This is a genomic window from Francisella sp. XLW-1 (genome assembly GCF_008711455.1).
GTDB classification, from domain to species: Bacteria; Pseudomonadota; Gammaproteobacteria; order Francisellales; family Francisellaceae; genus Francisella; species Francisella salimarina.
Map to the genome: position 1 here is coordinate 1 of NZ_VXKP01000007.1, position 26578 is coordinate 26578.

Consider the following 26578-nt stretch of genomic DNA (forward strand, 5'->3'; position numbering starts at 1 on the left):
TTGTCGAAGATAGAAAAGGACATGACTGGAGATATGCTATAGATAATAGTAAGATTCAGAACCAGCTAGGTTGGAAACCATCACAAGACTTTGAGAAAATGTTTAAAGAAACTATTGAATTTTATTTGGTATAAGCAATATGAAGTATATAAGATTTTTACGAGAAATATATAATAGTAGATATCTTTTATTATCGCTATCAAAGACCGATTTAAAAGATCGATATCTTAATAACTTCTTTGGAATAGTTTGGGCTTTTGTTCAACCACTGATTACTATACTTATTATGTGGTTTGTATTTTCTGTTGGCTTTAGAAGTCAGCCTGTGCAAGGGCTTCCGTTTATTTTATGGTTGATAGCTGCAATGATACCTTGGTTTTTTTTCTCAGAAGCATTATCAAGCGGGACTAATGCTGTACTAGCTAACCAGTATTTAGTAAAGAAGATAGTTTTTAGGGTTTCGTTGTTGCCGATAGTGCCTATACTATCAGCGCTCTTTATTCATATGTTTTTCTTATTCTTTTTGTTCTTGATGTTTATTTTGTATGGTCATTATCCATCGATTTATTGGTTACAGACAATATACTATTCTTTGTTTGCTTTTCTATTAGCATTAGGGATATCATGGTTTACAAGCTCTGTAGTTATATTCTTTAGGGATGTGGGTCAGATTGTGGCTGTACTGCTTCAGTTTTTCTTTTGGTTGACTCCAATTATGTGGCCACTGAGTATGATGCCAGCTAAGTATCAGTTTATAATGAATCTAAATCCAGTGTACTATGTAGTGTCAGGGTATAGAGATAGTATGATCAATCATGTCTGGTTTTGGGATAAGCCGTTATTGACTCTATATAATATAGTTCTATTAATTATTTTTGTCACCTTAGGTATGTCAATGTTTAGAAAACTTAAACCACACTTTGCGGATGTATTATAGAATGAGAAATGATATTGCGATTAAAGTAGAGAATATATCAAAGACTTACAAGCTATATGATAATCATACAGATAGGTTTAAAGAGGCTATACATCCTTTTAAGAAAAAGTATCATCATGATTTCTATGCATTAAATAATGTCAGCTTTGAAATCAAAAAAGGAGAAACTGTAGGTATCATAGGTGGTAATGGAGCTGGTAAGTCAACTTTGTTGAAGATAATTACAGGGGTTCTTACTCCGAGTAGTGGCTCAGTACAAATAAATGGTCGTATTGCCTCATTACTAGAATTAGGGGCGGGTTTTAATCCTGAGTACACGGGTTTGGAGAATATCTATTTCCAAGGTTTGCTTATGGGTATGGCCAGAGAGAAAATGGAGCCCAAGGTCGAAGCTATTAAGCAATTTGCCGATATTGGAGAGTTTATATATCAACCAGTTAAAGGGTATTCGAGTGGGATGTTTGCGCGTTTAGCATTTGCGGTAGCAATAAATGTTGAGCCAGATATATTGATAGTAGATGAAGCATTAGCGGTTGGAGATATGAATTTCCAAGCTAAATGTATGACAGCTATGGACAGGATTAGACAGAAGGGGACTACAGTTCTATTTGTAAGTCATGATATTGGTAGTGTTAAAAGTCTGTGTAATAGGGGGGTATACCTGAAGAATGGTGTTGTTCATGCTGTAGGCAAGGCGAGTGATGTTGCTGAGTTATACATTAGAGAGATGCGTGAGAATCTAAATGAAGAGTATAGGAAATTTACTAGAACTTCAGCAACATTTGATAATATAAATAAATCTAATCATGATAAGGATGTCCAAAAGTTAGAGCAAGCAGCAGATGAGATATTTAAAACATCCGACGACTTTGATAAAAATGTAGCGCCATTTAGATATGGGAGTGGTGGAGCTAGAATAACCTATGTTGAGTTGGTTGATATGAATGATGAGCCAGTTATCGAAGCAGAGTTTAACCAAGAAGTTAAGATAAAGATATATATAGAGAGCTCAACAAACAAGCCAATTTCTGTCAATTTTCAGATTTTAGATGATAAAAAAATAAATCTTGTAGCATGTGGTATTCCTCAAGCAGGAAAGAAATTACTAGAGAATACAGCAGGGCAAAGATTTATTGTGGAGTATGGATTGAAACTACCGCTCCAAGAAAATACATACTCATTGTGCTCCCATATTTCAACACCAGTTATCGTTAATCAAGCTGCTGAGTTTCTCGATGTGGTGCCAGATGCTTGTATTTTTAAAGTATTGATGAGACCTAAAGTTAGGCTTTGGTCAAAAGTTGATCTTTTTCCAAAAGTAAACATTATAGAGGTCGGTTAACTTTGCAGAAAAGTTCCAACAATTCTTTCAATTCAGATAAATAAAATATCGATATGTGCTGATTGCCAACATTTGAGTTTAACAGGAGTTTATGTGCATCGAGATTTTTATTTGCAAAAATAAGGACATCTATTAACGATTATAAAGCATTGATTAGTTGAAGCTACTATTAGTTAAATTATCCTGGAAGTTGTAACATTATTTTGAGATACTTTTCATACTAATCGAATATATCATGAGGAGTTATTTTGAAAATCCTTAAAGATTTAATACCACTTTCATGTAAAAAAATAATAAATAAGTTACTAATTAGTCTATCAATGAAAAGAAAAATAGATATCAAAAAAGAACAGAAGATCGATGATAAGCAGATAATTGAACAAAGTGGTCTATTTGATGTTGATTATTATCATAATAGGTATCCTGATGTGAAAGATTCTGGATGCTGTCCAATAGATCATTATTTGAATTATGGTGCAATAGAGGGTAGAGATCCTAGTGTTGACTTTGATACTAAGTTTTATATATCCCAAAATCCTGATATTGGGATAACAAAAGTTAACCCATTAGTGCACTATATAGTGTATGGACAATCAGAAGGCCTTTGCACTAATGCCTTAAGTTCAGTGCCTGGATATGCAGGTAAGGACAAATTTGAGAATAGTAAAATATTTTGTATATCATTTCAACGAAATGGGACAACATCGACAGGTCATTTTTTTTCTAATCATGGATATTCTGTAGCTGGTGATTCGTCATGCCAAAGAAATGACTGGGGTGTTAAGTGGTACAATGGGCAGTTTGAGGATATATTCGCTAGTAAGGATTTTTGTAACTCACAAGTGTTTGAGGATGGCCCATGGTTCTCTCCTGACTTTTATAAATATTTATTTCATAGGTTTAAAAAAAGTAAATTTATTTTGATTAAGAGAGATCCAGAGAAATGGTTCAGATCGATGATATCTCACTCTAATGGTAGAAGCTTAGGAAGAGATTTAGTTCATGCTAAAATATATGGCAGGGGCTTAGAGTTGTTGTCTAAAAAACCCAATGTAAATATAGACTGGATAAATGGACTAGATTTATTGGAAGCTAAGGAAAAATATATTGATACTTATAACTTGCATAATATAGAAGTACAAAGATTTTTTAGTGAGAATGATAAAAATAGATTAATATGCTTAAATCTTGAAGATGACAGCAAATGGATAAAGTTAGGTAGGTTTTTTGGAATAGAAGTTGCCGAAGACTTTAGTGTGCATGAAAATAAGTCAGTAAAATTATAGCAAATATTCTGCTATATCATGAATATGAAATGGGAATGTATATGATAAACGTAACAAAAACATACTTACCTAATATTGATAGATATAAGCAATATATAGATCAGGTATATACTAGTGGACAGATTACAAATAACGGTCCTCTAGTAAGAGAACTAGAACAACGTTTAGCAAAGTATCTAGGTGTTAAAAATATAGTTTTGGTATCTAATGGTACTGTAGCTTTAGAAATAGCATATAGGGCTCTTGGAGTTAGAGATTTTGCGATAACTACGCCATTTTCATTTGTGGCGACTACAAGCTCATTGGTGGCTAATGGTATCAAGCCAATATATGTTGATATTGATGAGAAGACATTTAACATTGATCCAAATAAAATAATCGATCAAATAACACCAAATACAACAGCAATAGTTGCTACTCAAGTATTTGGTAATCCTTGTGACGTTGTGGCGATTGATAAAATTGCTAAAGAATATAATCTAAAAGTAGTATACGATGCCGCACATGCTTTTGACGTAAAGTTCAAAGGTCAAAGTGTTCTAAATTATGGCGATATATCTACATTGAGTTTCCATGCCACTAAGCTTTTCCATACTATTGAAGGAGGAGCGCTTATCACAAGTAATGATGAGCTCGCTGAGAGAGCAAGATTTCTAATAAACTTTGGCATCAAGAATGCTGAAGAAATCCCACATTTAGGCACTAATGCAAAAATGAACGAATTTGAAGCCGCAATGGGCCTATGTGTTTTAGATGATATAGAACTTATTCATAACTCTAGAAAAATTATTGCAGATAAGTATAAGTTAGAGCTACAAGGTTTGATCAACTTTCAAGAGTTTAATTCTAACGCTACGGAGAATTATAGTTACTTTCCTGTATTGTTTAAGTCAGAAGAAGAGCTCAAAAGAGTACAAAATGCGTTAAATGGTCAGAATATTTTCCCTAGACGGTACTTTTACCCATCATTAGATACTCTTAGTTATATAGAGCCAAAACAATATATGTCAATATCTAGGGATATATCAAAAAGAATAATGTGTTTGCCTATTTATCATGGACTTGCAGAAAGAGTGCAAGATCAAATAATATCAATTATCAAGGATAGCTTATGAAAGTTGCAGTAATGCAGCCCTATTTTTTTCCTTACATTGGCTATTGGCAACTTATAAAAGCTGTAGATATTTTTGTTATATATGACGATGTGAACTTTATAAAAAAAGGTTACATAAATAGAAATAATATCTTACTTGGTAATAGGCCTCATAGATTTACTTTAGAGCTCTTAGGAGCTAGTCAGAATAAGCTTATTAATGAAATTTACATGGGTAATAATAAACCGAATATATTAAAAATAATTAAACAAGCTTACTCTAAAGCTCCATATTTTCGTGATGTTTATGGATTATTGGAAAAGATAATGCTTGTAGAAGAAGAAAATTTAGCCTTATTTTTGGAGAACTTAATAAAAAGTATATCTAATTATATCGGTATAGATACTAGGTTTATAAGGTCTAGTAATCTTCACAAAGACAATAATCTTAGAGGTCAGGGTAAAATATTACAAATTTGTAAGGTATTGGATGCAGATATTTATATAAATGCGATTGGTGGTAAAGAGCTTTATGATAAAAAAGCATTTCATGATAAAGGTATAAGCTTAAATTTTATAGAATCTAATATTGTTGAATACGCACAATTTTGTGATGAATTTTGCTCACACCTTTCAATCATAGATGTTTTGATGTTTAATGATATTAAGCAAATTCAAGAGATGCTTTCAAATTATAAGTTAGTTTAGGACATGATATGGCAAAAGTAGTAGTTTTTGGAATTGGTCAAATAGCAGAAATAGCATATTTTTATTTGACCAACGATAGTGAGCATGAGGTAGTTGCTTTTACTGTTGATAAAGAGTTTCTAGTTATAAGTAATTTTCATGGCTTGCCAGTAGTAGCTTATGAAGATTTATTAGAAAAATACTCCCCTAGTGAGTATAAGATGTTTATACCCATTAGTTATAAAAAAGTAAATAAGCTAAGAGCTGATAAATTTTATGATGCTAAAGCAAAAGGCTATGAGTGCGTCAGTTACATAAGCTCAAAAGCTATATATTATAATACACCTATTGGAGAAAATTGCTTTATATTTGAGAATAATGTGATTCAACCTTATACTAAAATAGGAGATAATTGCGTACTATGGAGTGGTAATCATATTGGACACCATAGTTCTATAGGAGATCATTGTTTTTTGGCATCTCATATTGTAGTGTCGGGAAGTGTAAATATTGGTGAGTATAGTTTTATAGGGGTCAATGCTACTATCAGAGATAATGTGGATATTGGAGCTGAAAATGTTATAGGAGCTGGTTCTATAATACTATCAGATACTGATAATAAATCTGTTTTCTCTCCAAAAGAGACAGAGAAATCAAGAGTCCCTAGCAACAGGTTAAGAGGTATATAATGAAGTGGCAAAAAAAAGGGTTAATTTATGTTCCTGATGGTAAATTTGAATGGAATAAAACACACGCATCAGTACCAACTGTATATAAAGTAAGTCAAGACATTTTAAGAATTTATTTTGCTACGAGAGATACTTTAAATAGAACTAATATCTCATATATTGAGGTTAATGCAGATGATCCTAGCGAAATTTTGTATGTTCACGATAAACCAGTTATAACACTGGGAAAAGCCGGGATGTTTGATGATTGCGGTGCTATGCCATCGCATGTTATTGATGTGGGTGATGAAGTGTGGATGTATTATCTTGGTTGGAATGTAAGAAATACAATTGCATACCATAACTCTATAGGCTTAGCTATTAGCAAAGATGGAGGGGTAACTTTTAATAAATTTTCTGAAGGGCCATTGTTTGATAGGAATTATGTTGAGCCATATTATAGTGCTGTGCCATATATACTAAGAGAGAATGGTATCTGGAGAATGTGGTATCTTTCTAATACAAAATGGGTGGAGTATGATGGAAAAAGTGAGCCTTTCTATCATATAAAATATGCAGAGTCCAATAATGGAATTGATTGGAAGCGAGAAGGTAAAGTAGCGATAGATTATAAAGATGAAAATGAATGTGGGATAGTTAGAGCATGTGTGCTTAAAGATAGTGATACTTATAAAATGTGGTATGCTCATAGGAATATTCAAAACTATAGAACTAATAAGAATAGTAGTTATCGCATAGGATATGCAGAGTCTGCTAATGGCATTGATTGGATAAGGAAAGATGAGGATGTTGGAATCGATATTAGTGAAAGCGGTTGGGATAGTGAGATGATCGAGTATCCGTTTGTATATAATCATAATGGGAAAAGATATATGATTTATAATGGGAATACATTTGGTAAAACAGGTTTTGGCTATGCAATATTGGAGATGGAGAGTTGAGAAAACGCTTTATTATAACTTGTCATGGGTGGAGTGCGAGCAATTGGCTTGCATATGTACTAAGCCAGCATCAAAATATTATAGTATCCCATAGTGCAGCAAATTTACTAGATGAAAAGCTCTCTAATGATATTAGAGATAAGCTAAAAAAATTTCATCAGGGCTATAAAAACAGACAAGATAGAGCTATTGATGAAAGCTATGATTTTATAGAGGCTTATGATGATGCTAAGTTTTATGGATCTGTTCATCTATATAGATTGAGAGACTTGCCTATTCAATATGAAAAATTTGGGAATGCAACAAGAAAATTTAATGTTGTTAATCTTATTAGAAATCCAATTGACTTGGTATGGTCAGGATATGGACAGTTTAAAGATCTATTTAAAACGGATATTAACGAGCTTTATTGGACGACAGGCAAAATTTTAGAAGATAAAGATTTTATTTATTATTTAAATGATAAATATAACTTACTAGTTGGTGATTATGAAAATTTGGCTTTTATTGGAGCTGCTAGAGTTCTAGGAAGTTTAAGGCTTGATCTTGATGCAATGAAAAGTATTCAAAATATTCCATTTATTAACTATATGGGTGAAGTTAAAATGGAGGATGTGACTTCAAAACCAGAAATATTAAAAGCTTTGATTTTAAAATTGACAAATAATGAAGTAGATGTAACTGATGAATATTTAAATAATCTTTATAAGATAGGTGAAATTAATAAACATAAACAAGATGACAAAAAACTTACCCCAAAAGAAAGGTTTGAGTCTTTAAAGGATTGGCAAAAAGAGACTCTCCTTTATTATTTAAATAAATATAATATAATAAAGCCATATGAAGATTTTGGGTATAATTTATCTTTCCTTCATAAAGGTAGTATAAATAAATTCAAATGATAAATATGAAATACTATAAACACATAGATGGTTTAAGAGCTGTTGCGGTATTATCGGTAGTATTTTTTCATCTTGATATAACTTTAGTTAAGTCTGGATTTTTGGGAGTTGATATATTTTTTGTTATATCAGGCTTTCTAATTACTAGTATTATTATTAGAGATTTAGAGAATAAAAGTTTTTCATTAAAGAACTTTTATTTAAGAAGGATGCGAAGAATACTTCCAGCCTTAATTACTGTATTAATATTTTCTACGATTTTTGCATGGTTGATATTGTTACCACAAGATTTAAAGAATTACTCTAAATCGTTAGTAAGTGCATTGGGATCATTTTCAAATTTATATTTTTTTAAGACATTAAGTTTTGGTTACTTTAGTACAGATGCGACGGTAATACCTTTATTACACACATGGTCCTTAGGAATTGAGGAACAATTTTATATATTTTGGCCTTTATTTTTAATATTTGCTTTTAATGCATATATAGGAATAGGTTGGAAAGATAAACAAGCGTTGAGTAATTTTGATAAGTATTTGATTATAAGTCTAATACTTATAGTTTTATCTTTATTTTGTTTTAGATATTTTAGTTATTTCGAGATATATGATTACTTTAATCATGAGAGGTTTTATTATTTTCCATTAACAAGGGCCTTTGAGCTTTTGTTTGGATGTGCACTTGCTATTTATGTTACAAAATATAAGCCAACAAGTAACAAGTTAATACTTGAGTTACTATCAATTATTTCGATATTGCTTATGTTGTATCCAATATTGTTTAAGGATGTGTCTTATCCAAGTAATTGGACAGTTATTGCATGTGTTGGAGCGGTATTGTATATATATGCTGGTTGTAATGAAAAATATAATACTTTAGTTAATAGGTTTTTATCGATTAAGCCAATTGTATTTATAGGTTTGATTTCATATTCATTATATTTATGGCATTGGCCAATTATTGCGTATTTAAATTATTTAAGTATAGAGAAGACACATTTAGTTAAATTGATCGTACTGACTATAAGTATTGTATTGGCTACATTGACTTATTTATTTGTGGAGAAGCCGTTTAGGTATAAGTTTAAGGCATCATTTAAAAAGACACTTATAATATTATGGATAATTCCAATAGCCATCGCATGTTGTTTTGCTTTAGGTAGTAAATATATTAACAACTTTGGGTTTATTAAGCTTAATGCTCCTTCAGATATATTCGATCGTTCTTTCGGATATAAACAATATGATGCATGTTTTAATACATCCAAAACAGGCTCTTCAATCCCTCCTCCAGCAAATATTTGCACTCTTGGAGATACTTCTGTACAACCAATATACTTACTTGCTGGCGATTCACATGCTAGGTCAGATATGAATATGATTAAGGTATGGCTAGATAACATAAGTCAAAGTGCATATATTGTTACTCAACCATCAACAGCTCCAATATGGCCGATATCAACACCAAAAGATTTTGCTTGGGGAAATAAAGAAGACCGAAATATGCTTATAAAAGAACTTATAGCATCAGGAAAGTTTAAGTATGTTATTCTAGCAGGCTCTTGGGAGGGTACTGCTAACATAAACAACTATAAAAATATAAAAAATGTAATAGCGTGGAGTAATAAAAAGAATGTTATTCCTATCGTAATGCTTGACATACCTCATCTAAACACCGACTCCATCGCTATGTGTGGTTTGCAACCAATAAACAATCTTTTAAATAGATGTGAAGTTAGTCTCAAAAATGTTATTGACAAACAGGAAAGATTTTCAAAATATATTACAGAGCTAAAAACAAAATATAAGATTATAATTATAGACCCTAAAAAAGCAATATGTGATAGTGAATCATGTAATACATTCATGGATGGAACTCCTTTATATAGAGATAAGCAGCATTTGAATGCTTTAGGCTCTAAAACTATAGGAGAAATTTACCTTAAAAAGTATGGTAACCCTTTAATGTTTGATTGAAGAAGTAGAGAAAGTCTTAGATGGCATTTATGAGTATAGGCAATAAAAAATGAGAAGAAAAGGAATAAAGGTTAAGTAAAAAAGATGTTTTATAAAGAAGAGTCAGAAATTATAAAAAAATGGGAAAAAAAAGGAATTAACCCTCTTATATCAATACTATGTGTAACCTATAACCATGAAAAATATATAGCTCAAGCACTTGATAGCTTCTTGATGCAAGAAACAGATTTTGTTTTTGAAGTAATTATTAGAGATGATGCATCGATAGATGGAACAGCAGATATTATTAGAGGGTATGAGAAAAATTATCCTAACATCATAAAACCGATATATGAAAGCGAAAATCAGTATAGTAAGGGTATAAAAGCATCTCAAGTAATCATGAAAAAGGCCAAAAGCAAATACATAGCTCTATGTGACGGAGATGACTATTGGACAGACCCTCACAAGTTACAAAAGCAAGTTGATTTTCTTGAGGCTAATCCTGAGTATGTGATTTGTTATACTGGTGTTAGAACCATTGATGCTGATGGCATACCTGTTGATGATTATGTTGGTGGCGCTACTAATGATTTGACGAGTCATGAGATGCAAAGAGGATCTCCTATTAATACTCTTACAACAGTATTTAGGAATGTTATTGAAGAATTTCCACCAGAGTTTAATTTTACAATGATTGGAGATATGTTTATATGGTCGCTATTATCACATTATGGTAAGGGTAAGTTTATGAAAGATGTGAAATCTTGTGTTCATAGACAACATCGATATGGCATACATTCTCTTATTGGGGATAAGCAAAGATCGCTCATGGCTCTAACTCTATTCACTTCACTACTAAAGTATTATAGTCGTATTGGCTGTTCAGAAGAGTTAAAAAACTACTATTTATCACATATAGACCACTGTATAAATGCGGTAACCAATGAAAGAAAATCTACATTACAGAGAATAAGTATTCAAATTCAAGAGCAAGATACTCAAATTCAAGAGCAAGATACTCAAATTCAAGAGCAAGATACTCAAATTCAAGAGCAAGATATTCAAATTCAAGAGCAAAGTATTCAAATACATGAACAAAATATTCAAATACACAAACTAGATAATCAAGTAGCATATTTAACTAAAGAAGTTGATGATTATAAAGCTGAGATAAATCGCATATACAGCTCAAAAGGCTCGAAGCTTATGAAGCCATTTAGATTTTTAATGAGAATTGCTAGATCAGTTGTTCGTAAAATTAGAACGAATAAATAGTCGATAAACTAATATTAGAGATTTTTGTTATGAAAAACTTACTTAAATGTGAGGGATAGTAAAACAATGTTGCGTAATATATATTAGAAAAATATAGACTTCTTGTACGTGGAAATTATTAAAACCATTGTGACTAACTATATCTTTTGTAAAAAAACTATTGGAAATATAAATTGAAATATTTAGATAAAAAAGATAGTTTTACTAGTTAAAAATTATAAATAAACTGACATTATTAGTAAAAAGATATTTTTATTATTTTAATCATAAGATTTTTACAATTACTTAATGAATAGGGTACAAGCGGTAACTCATGCCAGTGAGTTTGAAGATAGTTCTTATTTTTTTCGAAGCCAAATACTACCGCCTTGATTTTTATAAAGTAATGGGAATTTTTTAATAAGTTCATTTTTAAAAAATGAAGTAAGGTAAGTATTGAATAGCACAATTTCAAATTTGTCATTATACTGTAGAAATGATCTTAAAATATATTGTTCATTCCATGCTCTACCTTCTGATATCCAGTGCTTAGGATATTCGAAAGGATAAAAGACATCATGTATATGAATGTACACGCCACTGTTCAAAGCAGGGAAAATTTCATGTATAAAATAATTAACATCACTATTGAGCTTGGATACATGAGTCGAGTCTATGAACAAAATATCATTTTCTTTAAGATTTTTGAATGTATCTAATGGTACATCCTGTAGTTTTCTTTCAATAATTTTTATTTTAGCAGACTCGTCATCTGGATTGATTAGGGATTTGAGTAGGTCTGCATATGGCTCAATAAATGTACAATTAATTTGATTATCAAAAAATAACTCGTTTGTGTCTAAAGTAACACAAGAAGAATATCCTGATCCTACTTCAATTAAGTTATTTGGTTTTAAATATCTAATCATTGAGTATAGCATAATTGCATCAGAGTATGAGTACGCAGGATTGATATAGTGATAACGCAAATTTTTAGTTTTATTGTCAGAGAAAGGTAGCTCCAAATAATATTGATGAAATTTATTTAATAACTCTAATTGCTTTTCAGTATTCAAATCAATGCCAGGTATATTATCTATTAAATCGCAAGAGTCATTAACAAATGAATCTATATCTTCATTTGATGGGATCGGAGAGTAAAAGTGACCAGGAGGAACAAATTTCTTGTACTGATTCACCTCATCTGAAAGAGAAGCGTTATTTTGTATGAGTAGATCTCTTTCATCAATTAGATCTTGTTTTTGAGTTAGTAAAGTATCTCTTTCGCTCAGTAAAGTATCTCTTTCGCTTAGTAATAATCTTTTCTCATCTAGCAGAGAGTTTCTTTCATTTACTAAATAATCTTTTTCGTTTAGTAATGAATACTTTTCATCTAATAATGAATTTCTCTGAATAACTAATTTTCTTAGTTGAGGCATGCGTAACAAAACTTTTTTAGTAATTTTTTTCATAATTCACTGACAGTTAATATAATGTAATAATTATATTAAACAATAACTAGGAATTTTTATAAAGTACTATTTACATTTTTTAAAAAATGTATTAAAACTATTGATGAAATTAGATGTTATATTGATAAAAAGCTTATTTAGGTTTATATTTTAAAATATGTTTTTCTATGCAATGCCAAGAAAAAACTGACATAGCTAATGTACAAAATGCAGATGTAATCATATACATGGTAAATGAGAGATTCGGAAATATGTAAATTATTGATTGCTGTATTGGAAATGCATATATGTAAATACCGTATGAGTAGTCAGCTTTGTTAAAGATCGATAATTTATTTGCGTTTGAAAATCCAAATGCTAGAACCAAGTAGGGTAGTATTATGATTTTTAGTATTTCATTCAATATATTATTATTAAATTGATACATGAAGATAATAATTAAAAGACCAATTACAAAACCTTCAAAAGAAAATAATTTGTTTAATTTAAAGTGATGTAGTGTAGCACCCATCCAAAAAAAACAGCTTACAATGACTGCAGAGTGAACATCTGTGTAGTAGAAGACTATTTGTGATTTGAAAAGGTGGTCCCAAGCTAGAGTAAGTATAATTGTTATGATTAGGAGAAGAAGAGCAAGATATTTTGCTTTTTTTCTAAATATAAACCCTATAGCAGCAACTAGTATATAACAAAAGAACTCTACAGGTAGTGACCACAATGATCCATTCATTGCATTCTTTACGTGAGCATTTTCAAAAACACCTGGGAGATAGTATTGAATATGTAAAAAGCTGTTATTAAGTATATAATACCACGTAATGGAGCTACTAAAGTACTCTGATATGGGTAATGTTGTTACTATGGGGCCGAGTAGTAGAGTGGTTATAAGAAGCATTATGATTAATGCAGGAAAAATTCTAAGTGATCTGCGAGCAAAATATCTTTTGAAGCTCGGGTCACGATCCCAACTATAAGAAATGAGATACCCAGAAATGGAAAAAAACATTGCAAGTCCTAGCGTGTGAGATAGTATGGTGTTTGGGGTTAATCCATACAAAACATACCCATGTCCGTATAACACCAAGAATGCTGCAAAAAATCTTAAAAAATTTAATTGGTTATTCATATTGATCCCGGTATAATGTAATTTTAATTTAACAGTTTAATTGTTAAGCGACTTGGTTGTGACTTTACAATGTCAAAACAATTGCTTAAGTGCCCTTAGAGGGCATTCATTAGAAATATGATAAGGCAAGCTTAATAAATCTGCAACATATAAATTTAAAAAGGGTAGGAACATCTTAAATGGATATACAGATAGATTTGTCAATAGTTACTTTTAACTCATCTAGATGGTTAAATGATTGGGTTAAGTCCCTTTCTAAACAGAATTATCCACTAGATATGATTAATCTATACATAACAGATAATGGATCTAGTGACAATACTCTAGACTTATTGAGATCTATCATAGAGAGTATCGGTTTAAGAAGTTATAAGATAATCGAACAAAATAATGTTGGCTTTGGTAATGGGCATAATTCTAATTTTAGATTTTGTAAGTCTAAGTTTGTATTAGTTTCTAATGTGGATTTAAGTTATGAGGATGATTCAATTTTAAATCTCGTTCAATGTGCTAAACAAGATGGAGAAGATATTGTATCTTGGGAAATGAGGCAGAAACCTTATGAACATCCTAAAATTTATGATCCTGTTACATTAGAAACTACTTGGTCGAGTGCTGCGTGTATTCTTATTAGGAAATCTGCACTAGATATCGTCGGAGGGTTTGAGCCTAAAATATTTATGTATGGAGAGGATGTCGAACTTTCGTGGAGATTTAGAGCTCACGGTTTTAGAATTAAATATTGTCCTAATGCCGTATGCTGGCATTATACATATGAAGATAACAAGTTTAAGAAAGTTCAGTTTTTAGGCTCTACTCTTTCTAACTTATATTTAAGATTAAGATATGGTACAGCTAATGATGTTGAGACTGGTGAAATAGCTTATAAACATTTAATATCAAGCTTCCACCATCCAAGTATTGCTTGGGAGGAGCTTATAAATAACTTTAAGCTTTATCAAAAAAATAGAAAATATTTTAGTGAAAATAATTATGCAGATAAAAATGTTGCTAAGTTTATCGATGATTGGGATTATGAGGTGGTTAGAGAAGGGGCATTTTACAAATGTGATAATGTTTCTGCCTGTAAGCTAGTGTCAGTCTTGATTAGAAGTTATCAGGGTAGAGATTATTTTCTTAATGATGCTATTCGTTCTGTTTTGAATCAAACGTACCAAAATTTTGAGATAATTGTTGTTGAAGATGGTGGTGATTCATTAAAGTCATTGGTAGAGAGTTATAATGATTCTAGGATTAAATATTTTTCTTGTGCCAAAGTTGGCCGTTGTGTAACAGGAAATGTTGCTTTGAATAATGCTTCAGGTGACTATTTTGTATTTTTGGATGACGATGATTTGTTTTTCGCTGATCATATAGAGGTTTTGGTTGGAGAGATTGGTAAACATGGTTGCTTTGATGCTGTTTACTCCAGTAGCTTCGAGTGGCCAACAAATTATGAATTATTATCAGGTGTCTATCAATATTATGATAAATCTGTTGACTTAAATCTAATTACAAAATCTGTTAAGAAATTCAATGTTATCGAGTTTACATATGTTAATCATATACCTATTCAGTCATGTTTATTTAAAAGAAGTTTATTTGATGCTTTAGGTGGATTTGATGTTGAGCTTGACAGTCTTGAAGACTGGGATCTGTGGTTAAGGTACTCGAGTATTAGTGATTTTAAACCTGTTGATAAAGTAACCTCTATATATAGGGTTCCGGCTTGTGAAAAAGTTAGTGAATCTAGATCTATTAGGATGAATAGTTTTTATGAAAAGGTTATTGGAAAGTTAAAGCTAATAAAGCTGAACCGTTCTATGTATGAAGTTCGAGAATGTTATGTTGACAGTAATATTGTTGTATCTCTTAATGAACAGGTAAGAAATTTAGATATTAATCTTGGTTTGAAAGATGATGTGATACTAAGTTTAAAAAATGAGCTAACTGCTTATAAATTGGAAGCTGAAGCTTATAAATCAGAGCTTAGTTGTATTTATCGTTCTAAAGGATGGCGGTTAATGAAACCGTTTCGGTTGGGTATGAAATTTATTAGAATATTTATTAATAGGGTTAGGTAAGAGCTTTTAGATTCATGTAGTTCTAATTATCGAAAATATTTGGGCTTGGTTATTGAAATAGGTAACTTGAAGATAAAAATATAAAGTATGAATCTAGTATATATAGCTTGTATACTAAGTACTTTGCGAAATAAGTATTTAAGGATCTATTACTACTATGCGGTATTTTATTTTAGAGTTTATTTTATAGACTAATGATCCCGGCTACTAAACTAAGCCTAAGATTAGGGTTATACCAAAATTTCTATAAAACTCACCTATTATACAAAATAATAAGCGATCTATAACTCTTTTGCTATATACTTAAAGAACTTCCTTTAAGCTTTTAGGGGTGTTAGTAGGCTATTTTGAAGATCTTGGTAGCTGTCATAGCAATATTTATCAGCATCTCAAGTAAACTTATCTGATTTTCTCCGAACAGTTATATCAACGAATATTCCTTGGATAAGGTTTCGAAGTATTAATTGTTTGGCCTGTTTTATTTATGCTATTTCTATTTTTTTGATTAGTTATGTCTCTTCTTCCTTATAATATTTTTTTAACTAGTAGTAACTTTACTGGTCTAGTTAGTTGATTTATTTTTGATAAGATTTATCTAAGGTTTTAGTTTTAAATCTGTTAGTTTTTTAAATAATTCTGAATTTCTTTGACAATATTTTAGGTATATCTGTGACTATTAATCAACTTGAGGATATAATAACGTTATAAACTTAATGTTAACTAATATATAAGTATATCAATGCAAACACATCTAAAAAAACTTGAAAATGAGTCAATACAGATATTTAGAGAAGTAGTTGCACAGTTTGAGAACCCTGTGATGCTATATTCTGTAGGTAAAGACTCGTCAGTATTGCTTCATTTGGCGCGTAAGGCTTTTTATCCTGGTAAGATTCCATTTCCTTTGCTTCATGTGGATACTACATGGAAGTTCAAAGAGATGATAGAGTTTAGAGATAATATGGCAGAAGAATATGATTTTGAGCTTTTGGTACATATTAATCAATATGGGATTGATCAAGGTGTAGGGCCATTCTCACATGGTAGTGCAAAACATACTGATATTATGAAGACTCAATCACTCAAGCAAGCTCTGAATAAAGGTAAATATGATGCTGCATTCGGTGGGGCTCGTCGTGATGAAGAAAAATCGCGAGCTAAAGAGCGAGTATTTTCATTTAGAGATAAGAATCATCGCTGGGATCCAAAAAATCAAAGGCCAGAGCTGTGGAATATCTATAATGGTATGGTAGACAAAGGTGAGAGTATCAGAGTCTTTCCACTCTCAAACTGGACTGAGTTAGATATTTGGCAATATATTTATATGGAGAATATCAAGATCCCAAGTTTATACTTTGCTAAAGAAAGACCTGTAGTTGAGCATGATGGTATTTTGATGATGGTTGATGATGATAGGACACCTATTGAACTAAGACAAAGGGCTGTAAATAAAAAGGTTAGATTCAGGACATTAGGTTGTTATCCATTAACTGGAGCTGTAGAGTCAGGAGCGGATACTTTACCAGAGATTATCCAAGAAATGCTACTAACCAAAACATCTGAGCGCCAAGGTCGAGCTATAGATAAAGATAGTGCCGGCTCGATGGAGAAGAAGAAAATTGAGGGGTATTTTTAATTTCTTTGAAATTAAAAGGTATGTAGCAATTAGTGTATAGTAGGTAGAAGCAGTGCTCAGAGTTAAGTAATAAGTCGATAATGGGTAGAGTGGTCAATGAAATGAGAGAGCTTAGAAGTTTGGAAAAGATCTTGTAGAGAAAATGCTGATATATATAAGTACTTTGCAGAATCAAAAGACTTTAGTTTTAAAGATCAGATTACCAGAAGTTCTTTATCTGTAGCATCAAATATTGCTGAAGGTATGGAAAAGGATAGCTATAAAGATAGAGCAAGGTTTGTAAATATATCAGAGGGATCATTATCAGAGCTTGTAACCCAGATTTATATTGGAATTGAAATTGGATATATAGATAAAGCTATAGGGTTAGCCTGGAAAGATGAGCTCTACGAAATATTTAGAATGTTAAGAGCTTTAAAGAAAAATATATTGAAAGAAGTTAGTGGTCGATAGTGTGTGGTAAAAGTAAGTAATAAAGCAGGTCGAAAACACTTGTTTTATCTGAACTCATACTAACTACTCACTCAAAACTACTAACTTGCGTCAAGGAGTAAAATAATGTCACACCAATCAAATTTAATAGCAACAAATATTGAACAGTATCTTAAACAACATGAGCAAAAAGAATTATTAAGGTTTATCACATGTGGAAGTGTTGATGATGGTAAGAGTACTTTAATTGGAAGGCTCTTACATGATAGTAAGATGATATTTGAGGATCAGCTAGCTGCTATTACAGAGGATAGTAAGAAAGTTGGTACACAAGGCGATCAAATTGACTTAGCATTACTTGTCGACGGCTTACAGTCTGAGAGAGAGCAAGGTATTACCATAGATGTAGCATATAGATACTTCTCTACTGATAAGCGTAAATTTATCATAGCTGATACTCCTGGGCATGAACAGTACACGCGTAATATGGCAACAGGCGCATCAAACTGTGATTTGGCGATAATCCTTGTAGATGCTAGAAACGGAGTACAAACCCAAACACGCAGACATAGTTTCATATGCTCTCTTTTGGGTATTAAGCATGTGATAGTAGCTGTAAATAAAATGGATGCAGTGGATTATTCACAAGAAGTTTATAAATCAATCCAAGATGATTATATAAAACTAGCAGGAAGTCTTGAGATACCAGATATTAGATTTGTACCTATATCTGCGCTAAAGGGTGATAATGTAGTTACTAAAAGTGAAAATATGCCATGGTTCAGAGGATCGGCATTGATGCATTATTTAGAGACTATGAAAGTAGACCATTCTGATAGTGATGAGTTTAGATTTCCAGTGCAACTAGTTTGTCGACCTAATTCGGATTTTAGAGGGTTTCAGGGGACTGTCGTTTCAGGTGAGGTTAGTCTAGGAGATACTATCCGAGTTATGCCTAGTGGTAAGATTACTACAATCAAGTCTATAGTTACATTTGATGGAGACCTGGAATTTGCAGAGGCTGGGCAAGCCGTGACTCTAACAACAAATGATGAGATTGATATTGGTCGTGGTGATATGATTGTTCATAAGGATTCTATCTCGCATGTGTCATCTAACATTAAAGCTCATATTGTTTGGATGCATGAGCAACCTTTGACAGAAGATAAAGGTTATTATGTCAAGTTTTTGACTAAGCAAGTGACAGGTTCGGTAAGTAAGTTTAATTACAAAACAGACATAAATATCCTAAAAGATATTGATTGTGGTAAATTGGATCTAAATGAAATAGGTGCAGTTGAGCTAAAATTGTCTGAGCCTGTTTGTTTTGATGATTATCAAAAAAATAGAGCTACTGGTGCGTTTATAGTTATAGATAGATTATCTAATGCAACTGTTGGTGCTGGTATGATTATCAAACCACTTGCAGATGGAGAACTTAGAGATCATTCTCATAATCACTCAGAGTTTGAGTTGGAATTAAATGCTCTTATCCGTAAGCATTTTCCTCATTGGGGAGCTAAAAACTTAAGAGATTAGCTATATGAGTGCTATTTTACTATTTTTGATAATTGTTGTTATGCTTGTGTTGTTGTGCTTTTATCAGCACAAGACATTGATGATTTTTGGTGTGGTGATGTTTGCTTGTTTTGCTTTTGGTTGGGTTAACCAAAAAGAGCTATTAGGTAATGCATCTAATGCATCTTTGGTTACATTAGTAATCATCATGATACTTGCATCAGTGATTGAAAAAACAAGTGTATTACGGAAGTTACAAAATCTACTGATTGCCAAGACGGAGAAAAAAACTCTAATAAAGGTTTTGAGTATTTCGGCACTATCATCATCAGTTCTAAACAATACCGCAGTTGTAGCTATTCTTATCAAAGCTATCAATAACTCAAAAGCAGTACTACCATCGCGACTTTTGATACCGATGTCATATGCAACTATTATGGGTGGTACTTTGACCTTGATTGGTACCTCAACAAATCTGGTTATTAGTAGTATGTACTCAGCTGCGACTGGATCTAAAGGTTTCGGTTTCTTTGATTTTACAATTGTCGGAGCTGTGGTAACTGTATTCGGTTGCATAACATTATATTTTACTAGTAAATTTCTGCCAAAAAAAGAACCCCAAATTAATAGCTATAATAGCTATATGGTTGAGGCCGAAGTGCTTGCTAAATCATCATTTATTGGCAAAAGTATTGAAAAAGCTGGATTACGACATCTCGAGGACTTATTTCTTGCTGAAATTATAACCAAGAATGGTGATAGGATATGTCCTGTTAAACCTCATGATATTCTTGCAGAGGGAGACAAGTTATTATTTTCTGGAGATATCCAAAAAGTTTCGATATTAAATCAGTTTGATGGTCTAAAACTATATGCTCAAACAGAGGGTTTTGATACTTTTCAGCTAACAGAAATTCTTGTTAAGCAAGATTCGAGTATAGTTGGTAAAAGTCTCAAAGAAATTGAGTTTAGATCAAAATTTGATGCTGCTGTAGTTGCTGTACGTAGAGATGGTGAAAAAATTTCTGGTAAGCTTGGTAAGCTAATTATCAAAGCTGGAGATTTTTTGTTATTGGCTACAGGCGATGATTTTAGAGGTAGAGCTAATATATCCCAAAACTTTCTGGTCATAAAAGGTGTAGAGCCTAAAAGAGTGATTACAGGCTGGCGTGAGGCTTTGGTGATATTTGGTTTTATTGCTGTTATTGTTTATTCTGTTTTTTCTGGGGATTCACTGTTTTCTGGGATGCTTATATTATTAGGTATCTTGGTATTAACTAAGAGTATATCTATCAATGAGATCAAAAATAGCTTCCCTACTGAAGTTTGGTTGATAGTGACTAGTTCATTATGTATCGCTACGAGTATGAATAATACTGGTTTAGCAGCTACTATTGCTGATTTTTCGCGTACATATTTAGCAGGACATTCTGCCATAGTTATATTTGTGGGAATTTTCATCACTACAATATTACTGACAGAATTTATAACCAATAATGCTGCCGCTGCATTGATGTTTCCAGTTGCATATAATCTAGCATTAGGTGTTGGTATCAATGTGTTTCCCGTGGTGCTTGGGGTGGCGTTTGCGGCGTCTGCAAGTTTCTTGACTCCTTATGGTTATCAAACTAATCTGATGGTAATGAATGCTGCAAACTATAAGTGGCGGGACTTTATCGTAACTGGGGTGCCAGTTTCAATAATATATGTAGTATCCTGCTGTGTTATGATACCTATAATTTATCCTTTATATTAATGGAGATATAAGTGAGCAAAAATATCGTTTGGCATGATACTAGTGTCTCAACTGATGAAAGAGCTAAGCATAAAAATCATAAAGCCTTAGTGCTTTGGTATACAGGGTTAAGTGGCTCTGGTAAGTCAACTATCGCAAATGCTGTTGATCGTATACTACATCAAAAAGGCTATCATACTTATATACTAGATGGTGATAACATTCGTCATGGACTTAATAGAGATCTGGGTTTTGATGAGACCAGTCGTATTGAAAATATTAGGCGCATTTCTGAGGTTGCGAAGCTTTTTGTAGATGCTGGGATTATAGTTAGTACAGCTTTTATTTCGCCATATATATCCGATAGAGAGCAAGCAAGAGAGCTTATTGGCAAGAATAACTTTGTTGAAATTTTTATAGATACCGAATTATCAGAATGTGAAAATAGGGATCCCAAAGGTTTGTACAAAAAAGCAAGAGCAGGTGCAATAGCAGATTTCACAGGCATAACATCACCATATCAAAAACCAATAAATCCAAAAATACATATTAAAACAGAAGCAAAATCTATAAAAGATTGTGCAGGGCAGATTTTTGACTATCTAATTTCAAATAATAAAATCTAAGGTATATGTAATGTATATAGATATTTTCAACGGTGATGCGGATGGGATATTATCACTTATTCAGCTACGCAAGGCATTGCCAGTAGCTAGTAATAGCCATACACTAATAACAGGGGTCAAAAGAGATATTTCTCTATGTAAAGATGTTTCTAATCAGGATGCTAACGATGCAGTTGTGATAGTGTTAGATATTTCGTATGATAAGAATTATCAAGATATAGAAAGGCTACTACACTATGTCAGTCAGATAACTTATTTTGATCATCATCAGGCTGATCAGCTAATCTCAAATTCAAGACTAAAAGCTCACATAGACACATCAGCAGATACTTGTACTGCGCTAATAGTCAGTAATAGTTTAGATAAAAAATATCATCTCTGGGCTATTGCAGCAGCTTATGGGGATAATCTACATCATATAGCAGACAATGAGGCAGATTTGCTTAAATTGAATAGTGAGCAAAAAGCTCAGCTAAAAGAGTTAGGTGTTTTAATTAACTATAATGGCTATGGTAGTACGATTGATGATTTGTATTATCATCCAGCTGACTTGTATCATGAGTTAATAAAGTATGAGACTCCATTTGATGTGATTGCTGATAAACACTCTTGCTTTTATAAATTGAAACAAGGTTATGAGGATGACAGTAAAAATCTAGATAATCTAGATATTGAGGATTTTAATAAGCTTAAGTTAGTTAAACTCCCTAATCAACCTTGGGCAAGAAGAGTCAGCGGGACTTTAGGCAATGATTTGGCAAATAAGTATCGCGATAAAGCTATCATAATTGCAACAACAAAAGATAGTGGTAATTATCTCATAAGTCTAAGAGCTCCAAAAAATAAACCATTTGGTGCGGCTGATATTTGCTCACAATTCGCCACCGGAGGTGGTAGAGAGGCAGCTGCTGGTGTTAATGATTTATTGAAAGGAGAGTTAGATATATTTGTGAATAAAGTTCAAAGGTATTATGGTTGAGGATTGGTTATGACAAAACAGTGGGCTGTAATAGGTGGAGGTGTAGCTGGCATAACAGCTATAGCTAAGCTTCTGGATGAGAATGTGGGTGGTAAAAATATTCATTGGATATGTTCAGATTTCTGTGTTGGTGATCTAGGGAAAAAATGGCGCAATGTTTCAGGTAATACTTCTGTAAAGAGGGTTAAAGACTTCTTACTGGCTTATGAGTCTTTTGATTTGAAAAAAAGACAAAGTGATTTTGATATTTTTAAAATGCCAGAAGATCAGACTTGTTATCTCAATGATATTGTAAAGCCTCTTGAATATTCAACAAAAGTATTGATAACTAAGGTAAATATATATAATCAGTTGGCTATAGATGTGAAATCTACTGACCAAAATGTAACTATAACATTAGATAATGGTCAAAAGATAACAAGCAATAAAGCAATAGTTGCAATTGGCGCTGAGCCGAAGAAAGCATTATATCAAGATGTACAAGAGATCGGTTTGGATATTGCTCTTGATCCAAGTAGATTATCTAAAGTGATATCGGCAGATGATACGGTAGCAGTTTTTGGATCGTCACATTCAGCTATTTTAATCCTTAAGTCGTTAGTTGAAAACAATGTCAAAAAGATTGTTAACTTTTATATTGAAGATATAAAGTATGCGCTTGATACTCCAGACGGGATTATAAATGATAATACTGGTTTAAAGGGTGTAGCCGCTGAATGGTCAAGAGAGTTTTTAGAGCAGAACTTATTGGCAAATTTGATTAGAGTGAAGTATGATGAACATAATCTTAAAAGATATTTACCAGTAGTCAATAAAGCTATTTACTCAATAGGTTTTGAAAGACGAAAACTTAAAATCAATAGAAATAATAATCGAGACTATAATAAAGAAACTGGTGAAATAGTTGAAAATGTCTATGGTTTTGGTATTGCTTATCCTAATTTAAAAAAAGATCTATCAGGTCAAGATGAGTACCAAGTAGGTGTTGGCAAATTTGTCAAGCATATTAATGATAGCTTCGATATTTGGAATAGCTAAGATGAGTAATAAGCTAAAACTGATTAAAGAACGCTGTAAAAGTAACCAATATGATCTAAAAGCTCTTATGAAACAGATAATAAGCTTGATTGATGATGATTTATTGAATTTGTGTCGTAATGATTCTGTTAAATATACTAGGACATCACTGTATAATGATTCTCTCATAGAGGTTTTATTACTGAGATGGCCTCTTGCATCAAGATCCTATATTCATGATCATAATCTTCAAGAATGTTATGTGAGCTTGATTCAAGGGAGGTTAACAAACGTTTTATATGGCTTTAATAGAGATGAATTTTTGGCACTATCTGAGTCAGAAGTTAAACGTGGTTACATTTATGAAGCAAAAGATACTGAGATACATAGTATACAAAATAGAGGATTAGAAACAGCATATTCTTTACATATATATAGCAAGCCTGTGAAAAAATGTAAGATATATTCAGAAAATGGAGAGTGTGAGATTAAAGAACTTTCTTATGATGAAATATTGTAAGAACCTTCCATTTTTGGAAATTACTTAACAGTTTTAAATATTTTCTGATTAATCATTAACTCGCGGTTGCCTAAAATTTTGCTTTATGAGAGATGAATAAACTGTATCATGATTTTTGACATACTCTTTTATAGCTATTCAATTTTTGAAAATATATAATTATATTTATTCTTATTTCATTTGCTAGGTCGAGGATGTTCAATAATAAAAGTATATTAATAACTGGTGGTACAGGTAGTTTTGGTAAAAAGTACACAGAGATATTATTGTCTGAATATAAACCTAAAAAAATAATCATCTTTAGTAGAGATGAACTAAAACAGTTTGAGATGTCTCAAGAGTTTAATGATCCTTGTATGCGATATTTTATTGGTGATGTTAGAGATGGTGAAAGGCTAAAAGAAGCTATGCACGGTGTTGATTATGTGATCCATGCAGCAGCTCAGAAGCAGGTTCCAGCAGCTGAGTATAATCCTATGGAATGTATCAAGACTAATGTACATGGCGCAGAGAATGTCATAAAGGCTGCATTATCAAATAATGTCGAAAAAGTCATAGCGCTATCTACTGACAAGGCCGCTAATCCAATTAATTTATATGGTGCTACAAAGCTAGCATCCGATAAGCTATTCGTTGCTGCAAATAATATGGTCGGATCAAGAAAGACAAGATTTGCCGTTGTCCGCTATGGTAATGTGCTTGGTAGTAGAGGTTCGGTTATACCTTTTTTTCAGAAGTTGATAGATGAAGGAGCTACTGAGCTACCTATTACACATGAGAAAATGACTCGTTTTTTAATTACATTAGAAGAGGGAGTTAGATTTGTACTCAAAAATTTTGAAAGAATGCAGGGCGGAGAGATTTTTGTACCTAAAATTCCATCTATGTATATGACAGAATTAGCAAAAGCAATGGCTCCAGATTTACCTCATAAAATTGTTGGTATAAGACCTGGAGAGAAACTTCATGAGATTATGTGTCCTTCTGATGACTCTCATTTAACATTGGAATTTGATGATCATTATGTGCTCTGTCCTACTATTCAATTTGCTCATAAGGCTGACTTTACGAAGAATAAGTTAGGAGAAGTTGGTAGTCCTGTAGAGCTCGGCTTTGAGTATAATTCTGGAAATAATACTGAGTGGTTAACACACGAGTCATTTTTGGAAATGATGGCGAGGATGTAATTATGGATTTTATCCCTTATGGAAGACAAAATATATCTGTAGATGATATTGAGGCTGTAGTAGATACTCTAAAATCAGATTTTTTAACGCAGGGGCCGTCGGTTGCTAATTTTGAAAAGTCTGTCGCAAGGTATTGTGGAGCTAAGCATGCTTTAGCTGTAGCAAATGCAACATGTGCTTTACACTTGGCATATTTGGCATTAGGTGTTGGTAAGGGAGATATTGTTTGGACATCGCCTAATACATTTTTGGCTACGGCTAATGCCGCTGTTATGTGTGGCGCTGATGTTGATTTTGTCGATATTTGCCCTAGAACTTATAATATGTCTGTTAAATGTTTGGAACACAAGTTAATTGAGGCAAAGAAGATTGGTAAACTACCCAAAGTAGTGGCTCCAGTACATTTTGCAGGACAATCATGTGATATGCAACAGATACACTTGTTGTCAAAGGAATATGGTTTTTCGATAGTTGAAGATGCAGCTCATGCTATTGGTGGTAGATACCTTGATAAGCCAATAGGATCTTGCCAATATTCTGATATTGCAATCTTTAGTTTTCATCCCGTTAAGATCGTGACTACTGCAGAAGGTGGTATGCTGATGACAAATTCTAGTGAGCTAGCAGCAAAGATAGGCTTGTTGAGAACTCATGGGATGACTAGAGATGAATCTCTAATGACAAAAGAGTCAGAGGGTCCTTGGTATTATCAAATGATAGATTTAGGCTACAACTATCGTATTACAGATATGCAATGTGCGCTTGGTCTATCACAAATGTCTAGGCTTGATGAGTTTGTTGCAAAGAGACATGCTGTATTAAGTATGTATGAGGAGATATTGTCGGATTGTTCAGAAGTCGTTTTGCCACATCAGTTTGACAAAAGCTATTCAGGATTGCATCTATATCCAATAGTTGTTCCAGCTAACAAGAGAAGAGTGGTGTTTGAATATCTTCGTAATAATGATATAGGAGTCAATGTCCATTATATACCTGTATATTCGCAGCCCTACTACCAAAAGATGGGATTCAAGAAAGGATACTGCCCTAATGCAGAAGCATATTATAATGGGGCAATAAGTTTGCCTATGTATCCAGATTTGACAGAGGAGCAGATTCAATGGGTTGCCAAAGTAGTAAAAGAGGCTTTGTGATCC

General features: G+C 32.4%; 23 protein-coding genes and 1 pseudogene. 22 read left to right on the forward strand and 2 right to left on the reverse strand.

Translation table 11 applies throughout. From position 1 onward, the window contains the following. The 11 genes from F3D59_RS09200 to F3D59_RS09250 form a co-directional block, all read left to right on the forward strand. The coding region (locus F3D59_RS09200) for a GDP-mannose 4,6-dehydratase (protein WP_191092467.1) at window positions 1-134 on the forward strand (134 nt) is incomplete at its 5' end. A gap of 5 nt (window positions 135-139) precedes the next feature. After that, entirely contained in the window at window positions 140-937 is a 798-nt protein-coding gene (locus F3D59_RS09205; RefSeq protein WP_150464650.1) for an ABC transporter permease, read from the forward strand. A gap of 1 nt (window position 938) precedes the next feature. Continuing rightward, the gene (locus F3D59_RS09210; protein WP_150464651.1) at window positions 939-2279 is read left to right on the forward strand and encodes an ABC transporter ATP-binding protein; all 1341 of its coding nucleotides are present in this window, start codon (window positions 939-941) and stop codon (window positions 2277-2279) included. A gap of 320 nt (window positions 2280-2599) precedes the next feature. Continuing rightward, complete coding sequence (locus F3D59_RS09215; protein WP_191092468.1) at window positions 2600-3565, forward strand: sulfotransferase; 966 nt, start codon at window positions 2600-2602, stop codon at window positions 3563-3565. Between the two features lie 35 nt (window positions 3566-3600). Then, complete coding sequence (locus tag F3D59_RS09220; RefSeq protein WP_191092469.1) at window positions 3601-4680, forward strand: DegT/DnrJ/EryC1/StrS family aminotransferase; 1080 nt, start codon at window positions 3601-3603, stop codon at window positions 4678-4680. Next, complete coding sequence (locus F3D59_RS09225) at window positions 4677-5366, forward strand: WbqC family protein (RefSeq protein ID WP_150464654.1); 690 nt, start codon at window positions 4677-4679, stop codon at window positions 5364-5366. Before F3D59_RS09220 ends, F3D59_RS09225 begins: the two co-directional genes overlap by 4 nt. A gap of 8 nt (window positions 5367-5374) precedes the next feature. Then, window positions 5375-6034: an acetyltransferase gene (locus F3D59_RS09230; protein WP_150464655.1), complete on the forward strand. Its 660-nt coding sequence runs from the start codon at window positions 5375-5377 to the stop codon at window positions 6032-6034. Continuing rightward, window positions 6034-6975 carry a hypothetical protein gene (locus F3D59_RS09235; protein ID WP_150464656.1) on the forward strand — a complete coding sequence of 314 codons (942 nt, stop codon included), beginning with the start codon at window positions 6034-6036 and terminating at the stop codon, window positions 6973-6975. Before F3D59_RS09230 ends, F3D59_RS09235 begins: the two co-directional genes overlap by 1 nt. Then, on the forward strand, window positions 6972-7877 hold the full coding sequence (locus tag F3D59_RS09240) for a hypothetical protein (protein WP_150464657.1): 906 nt from the start codon (window positions 6972-6974) through the stop codon (window positions 7875-7877). Before F3D59_RS09235 ends, F3D59_RS09240 begins: the two co-directional genes overlap by 4 nt. A gap of 5 nt (window positions 7878-7882) precedes the next feature. Next, window positions 7883-9853: an acyltransferase family protein gene (locus F3D59_RS09245; RefSeq protein WP_318010106.1), complete on the forward strand. Its 1971-nt coding sequence runs from the start codon at window positions 7883-7885 to the stop codon at window positions 9851-9853. 84 nt (window positions 9854-9937) lie between these two features. Beyond that, window positions 9938-11110: a glycosyltransferase family 2 protein gene (locus tag F3D59_RS09250; RefSeq protein ID WP_150464659.1), complete on the forward strand. Its 1173-nt coding sequence runs from the start codon at window positions 9938-9940 to the stop codon at window positions 11108-11110. A gap of 338 nt (window positions 11111-11448) precedes the next feature. Here the strand turns inward: F3D59_RS09250 and F3D59_RS09255 are convergent, their stop codons facing one another. Together F3D59_RS09255 and F3D59_RS09260 are read right to left on the reverse strand one after the other, a co-directional pair. Beyond that, window positions 11449-12561: a class I SAM-dependent methyltransferase gene (locus F3D59_RS09255; protein ID WP_224721186.1), complete on the reverse strand. Its 1113-nt coding sequence runs from the start codon at window positions 12559-12561 to the stop codon at window positions 11449-11451. 133 nt (window positions 12562-12694) lie between these two features. Continuing rightward, window positions 12695-13687, reverse strand: a complete 993-nt coding sequence (locus F3D59_RS09260) for an acyltransferase family protein (RefSeq protein WP_150464660.1) — start codon at window positions 13685-13687, stop codon at window positions 12695-12697. 179 nt (window positions 13688-13866) lie between these two features. Between F3D59_RS09260 and F3D59_RS09265 the strand changes: the two genes are divergently transcribed. The 11 genes and pseudogenes from F3D59_RS09265 to pseC all read left to right on the forward strand — a co-directional run bounded on the left by F3D59_RS09265 (window position 13867) and on the right by pseC (window position 26575). After that, window positions 13867-15771, forward strand: coding sequence for a glycosyltransferase family 2 protein (locus F3D59_RS09265; protein WP_150464661.1), 1905 nt, complete (start codon window positions 13867-13869; stop codon window positions 15769-15771). 739 nt (window positions 15772-16510) lie between these two features. Continuing rightward, window positions 16511-17407: a sulfate adenylyltransferase subunit CysD gene (gene cysD / locus F3D59_RS09270; RefSeq protein ID WP_150464662.1), complete on the forward strand. Its 897-nt coding sequence runs from the start codon at window positions 16511-16513 to the stop codon at window positions 17405-17407. Between the two features lie 117 nt (window positions 17408-17524). Further along, a pseudogene (locus F3D59_RS09275) lies at window positions 17525-17860 on the forward strand (four helix bundle protein); the annotation flags it as partial. Between the two features lie 105 nt (window positions 17861-17965). Continuing rightward, window positions 17966-19378, forward strand: coding sequence for a sulfate adenylyltransferase subunit CysN (cysN, locus tag F3D59_RS09280; protein ID WP_150464663.1), 1413 nt, complete (start codon window positions 17966-17968; stop codon window positions 19376-19378). Window positions 19379-19382: 4 nt separating this feature from the next. Further along, window positions 19383-21113: an SLC13 family permease gene (locus F3D59_RS09285; RefSeq protein ID WP_150464664.1), complete on the forward strand. Its 1731-nt coding sequence runs from the start codon at window positions 19383-19385 to the stop codon at window positions 21111-21113. Between the two features lie 11 nt (window positions 21114-21124). Continuing rightward, window positions 21125-21718 carry an adenylyl-sulfate kinase gene (gene cysC / locus F3D59_RS09290; protein WP_150464665.1) on the forward strand — a complete coding sequence of 198 codons (594 nt, stop codon included), beginning with the start codon at window positions 21125-21127 and terminating at the stop codon, window positions 21716-21718. Between the two features lie 10 nt (window positions 21719-21728). Next, window positions 21729-22697 carry a DHH family phosphoesterase gene (locus F3D59_RS09295; protein ID WP_150464666.1) on the forward strand — a complete coding sequence of 323 codons (969 nt, stop codon included), beginning with the start codon at window positions 21729-21731 and terminating at the stop codon, window positions 22695-22697. A gap of 9 nt (window positions 22698-22706) precedes the next feature. Then, window positions 22707-23735, forward strand: coding sequence for an FAD-dependent oxidoreductase (locus F3D59_RS09300; protein WP_150464667.1), 1029 nt, complete (start codon window positions 22707-22709; stop codon window positions 23733-23735). Between the two features lies 1 nt (window position 23736). Beyond that, window positions 23737-24234 (forward strand): cysteine dioxygenase, encoded by a 498-nt coding sequence (locus tag F3D59_RS09305; protein WP_191092470.1) that lies wholly within the window; start codon window positions 23737-23739, stop codon window positions 24232-24234. A gap of 194 nt (window positions 24235-24428) precedes the next feature. After that, window positions 24429-25421, forward strand: a complete 993-nt coding sequence (gene pseB / locus F3D59_RS09310; protein ID WP_150464669.1) for a UDP-N-acetylglucosamine 4,6-dehydratase (inverting) — start codon at window positions 24429-24431, stop codon at window positions 25419-25421. A gap of 2 nt (window positions 25422-25423) precedes the next feature. Continuing rightward, window positions 25424-26575: a UDP-4-amino-4,6-dideoxy-N-acetyl-beta-L-altrosamine transaminase gene (pseC, locus tag F3D59_RS09315; protein ID WP_150464670.1), complete on the forward strand. Its 1152-nt coding sequence runs from the start codon at window positions 25424-25426 to the stop codon at window positions 26573-26575. The last annotated feature ends 3 nt before the right edge of the window (window positions 26576-26578 follow it).

Excerpts from the sequence above, each read along its gene's own strand:
- F3D59_RS09205 (WP_150464650.1), top strand. The coding sequence starts at position 140 with ATGAAGTATATAAGATTTTTACGAGAAATATATAATAGTAGATATCTT.
- F3D59_RS09210 (WP_150464651.1), top strand. The coding sequence starts at position 939 with ATGAGAAATGATATTGCGATTAAAGTAGAGAATATATCAAAGACTTAC.
- F3D59_RS09215 (WP_191092468.1), top strand. The coding sequence starts at position 2,600 with ATGAAAAGAAAAATAGATATCAAAAAAGAACAGAAGATCGATGATAAG.
- F3D59_RS09220 (WP_191092469.1), top strand. The coding sequence starts at position 3,601 with ATGTATATGATAAACGTAACAAAAACATACTTACCTAATATTGATAGA.
- F3D59_RS09225 (WP_150464654.1), top strand. The coding sequence starts at position 4,677 with ATGAAAGTTGCAGTAATGCAGCCCTATTTTTTTCCTTACATTGGCTAT.
- F3D59_RS09230 (WP_150464655.1), top strand. The coding sequence starts at position 5,375 with ATGGCAAAAGTAGTAGTTTTTGGAATTGGTCAAATAGCAGAAATAGCA.
- F3D59_RS09235 (WP_150464656.1), top strand. The coding sequence starts at position 6,034 with ATGAAGTGGCAAAAAAAAGGGTTAATTTATGTTCCTGATGGTAAATTT.
- F3D59_RS09245 (WP_318010106.1), top strand. The coding sequence starts at position 7,883 with ATGAAATACTATAAACACATAGATGGTTTAAGAGCTGTTGCGGTATTA.
- F3D59_RS09250 (WP_150464659.1), top strand. The coding sequence starts at position 9,938 with ATGTTTTATAAAGAAGAGTCAGAAATTATAAAAAAATGGGAAAAAAAA.
- F3D59_RS09255 (WP_224721186.1), bottom strand. The coding sequence starts at position 12,561 with ATGAAAAAAATTACTAAAAAAGTTTTGTTACGCATGCCTCAACTAAGA.
- F3D59_RS09260 (WP_150464660.1), bottom strand. The coding sequence starts at position 13,687 with ATGAATAACCAATTAAATTTTTTAAGATTTTTTGCAGCATTCTTGGTG.
- F3D59_RS09265 (WP_150464661.1), top strand. The coding sequence starts at position 13,867 with ATGGATATACAGATAGATTTGTCAATAGTTACTTTTAACTCATCTAGA.
- cysD (WP_150464662.1), top strand. The coding sequence starts at position 16,511 with ATGCAAACACATCTAAAAAAACTTGAAAATGAGTCAATACAGATATTT.
- cysN (WP_150464663.1), top strand. The coding sequence starts at position 17,966 with ATGTCACACCAATCAAATTTAATAGCAACAAATATTGAACAGTATCTT.
- F3D59_RS09285 (WP_150464664.1), top strand. The coding sequence starts at position 19,383 with ATGAGTGCTATTTTACTATTTTTGATAATTGTTGTTATGCTTGTGTTG.
- F3D59_RS09295 (WP_150464666.1), top strand. The coding sequence starts at position 21,729 with ATGTATATAGATATTTTCAACGGTGATGCGGATGGGATATTATCACTT.
- F3D59_RS09300 (WP_150464667.1), top strand. The coding sequence starts at position 22,707 with ATGACAAAACAGTGGGCTGTAATAGGTGGAGGTGTAGCTGGCATAACA.
- F3D59_RS09305 (WP_191092470.1), top strand. The coding sequence starts at position 23,737 with ATGAGTAATAAGCTAAAACTGATTAAAGAACGCTGTAAAAGTAACCAA.
- pseB (WP_150464669.1), top strand. The coding sequence starts at position 24,429 with ATGTTCAATAATAAAAGTATATTAATAACTGGTGGTACAGGTAGTTTT.
- pseC (WP_150464670.1), top strand. The coding sequence starts at position 25,424 with ATGGATTTTATCCCTTATGGAAGACAAAATATATCTGTAGATGATATT.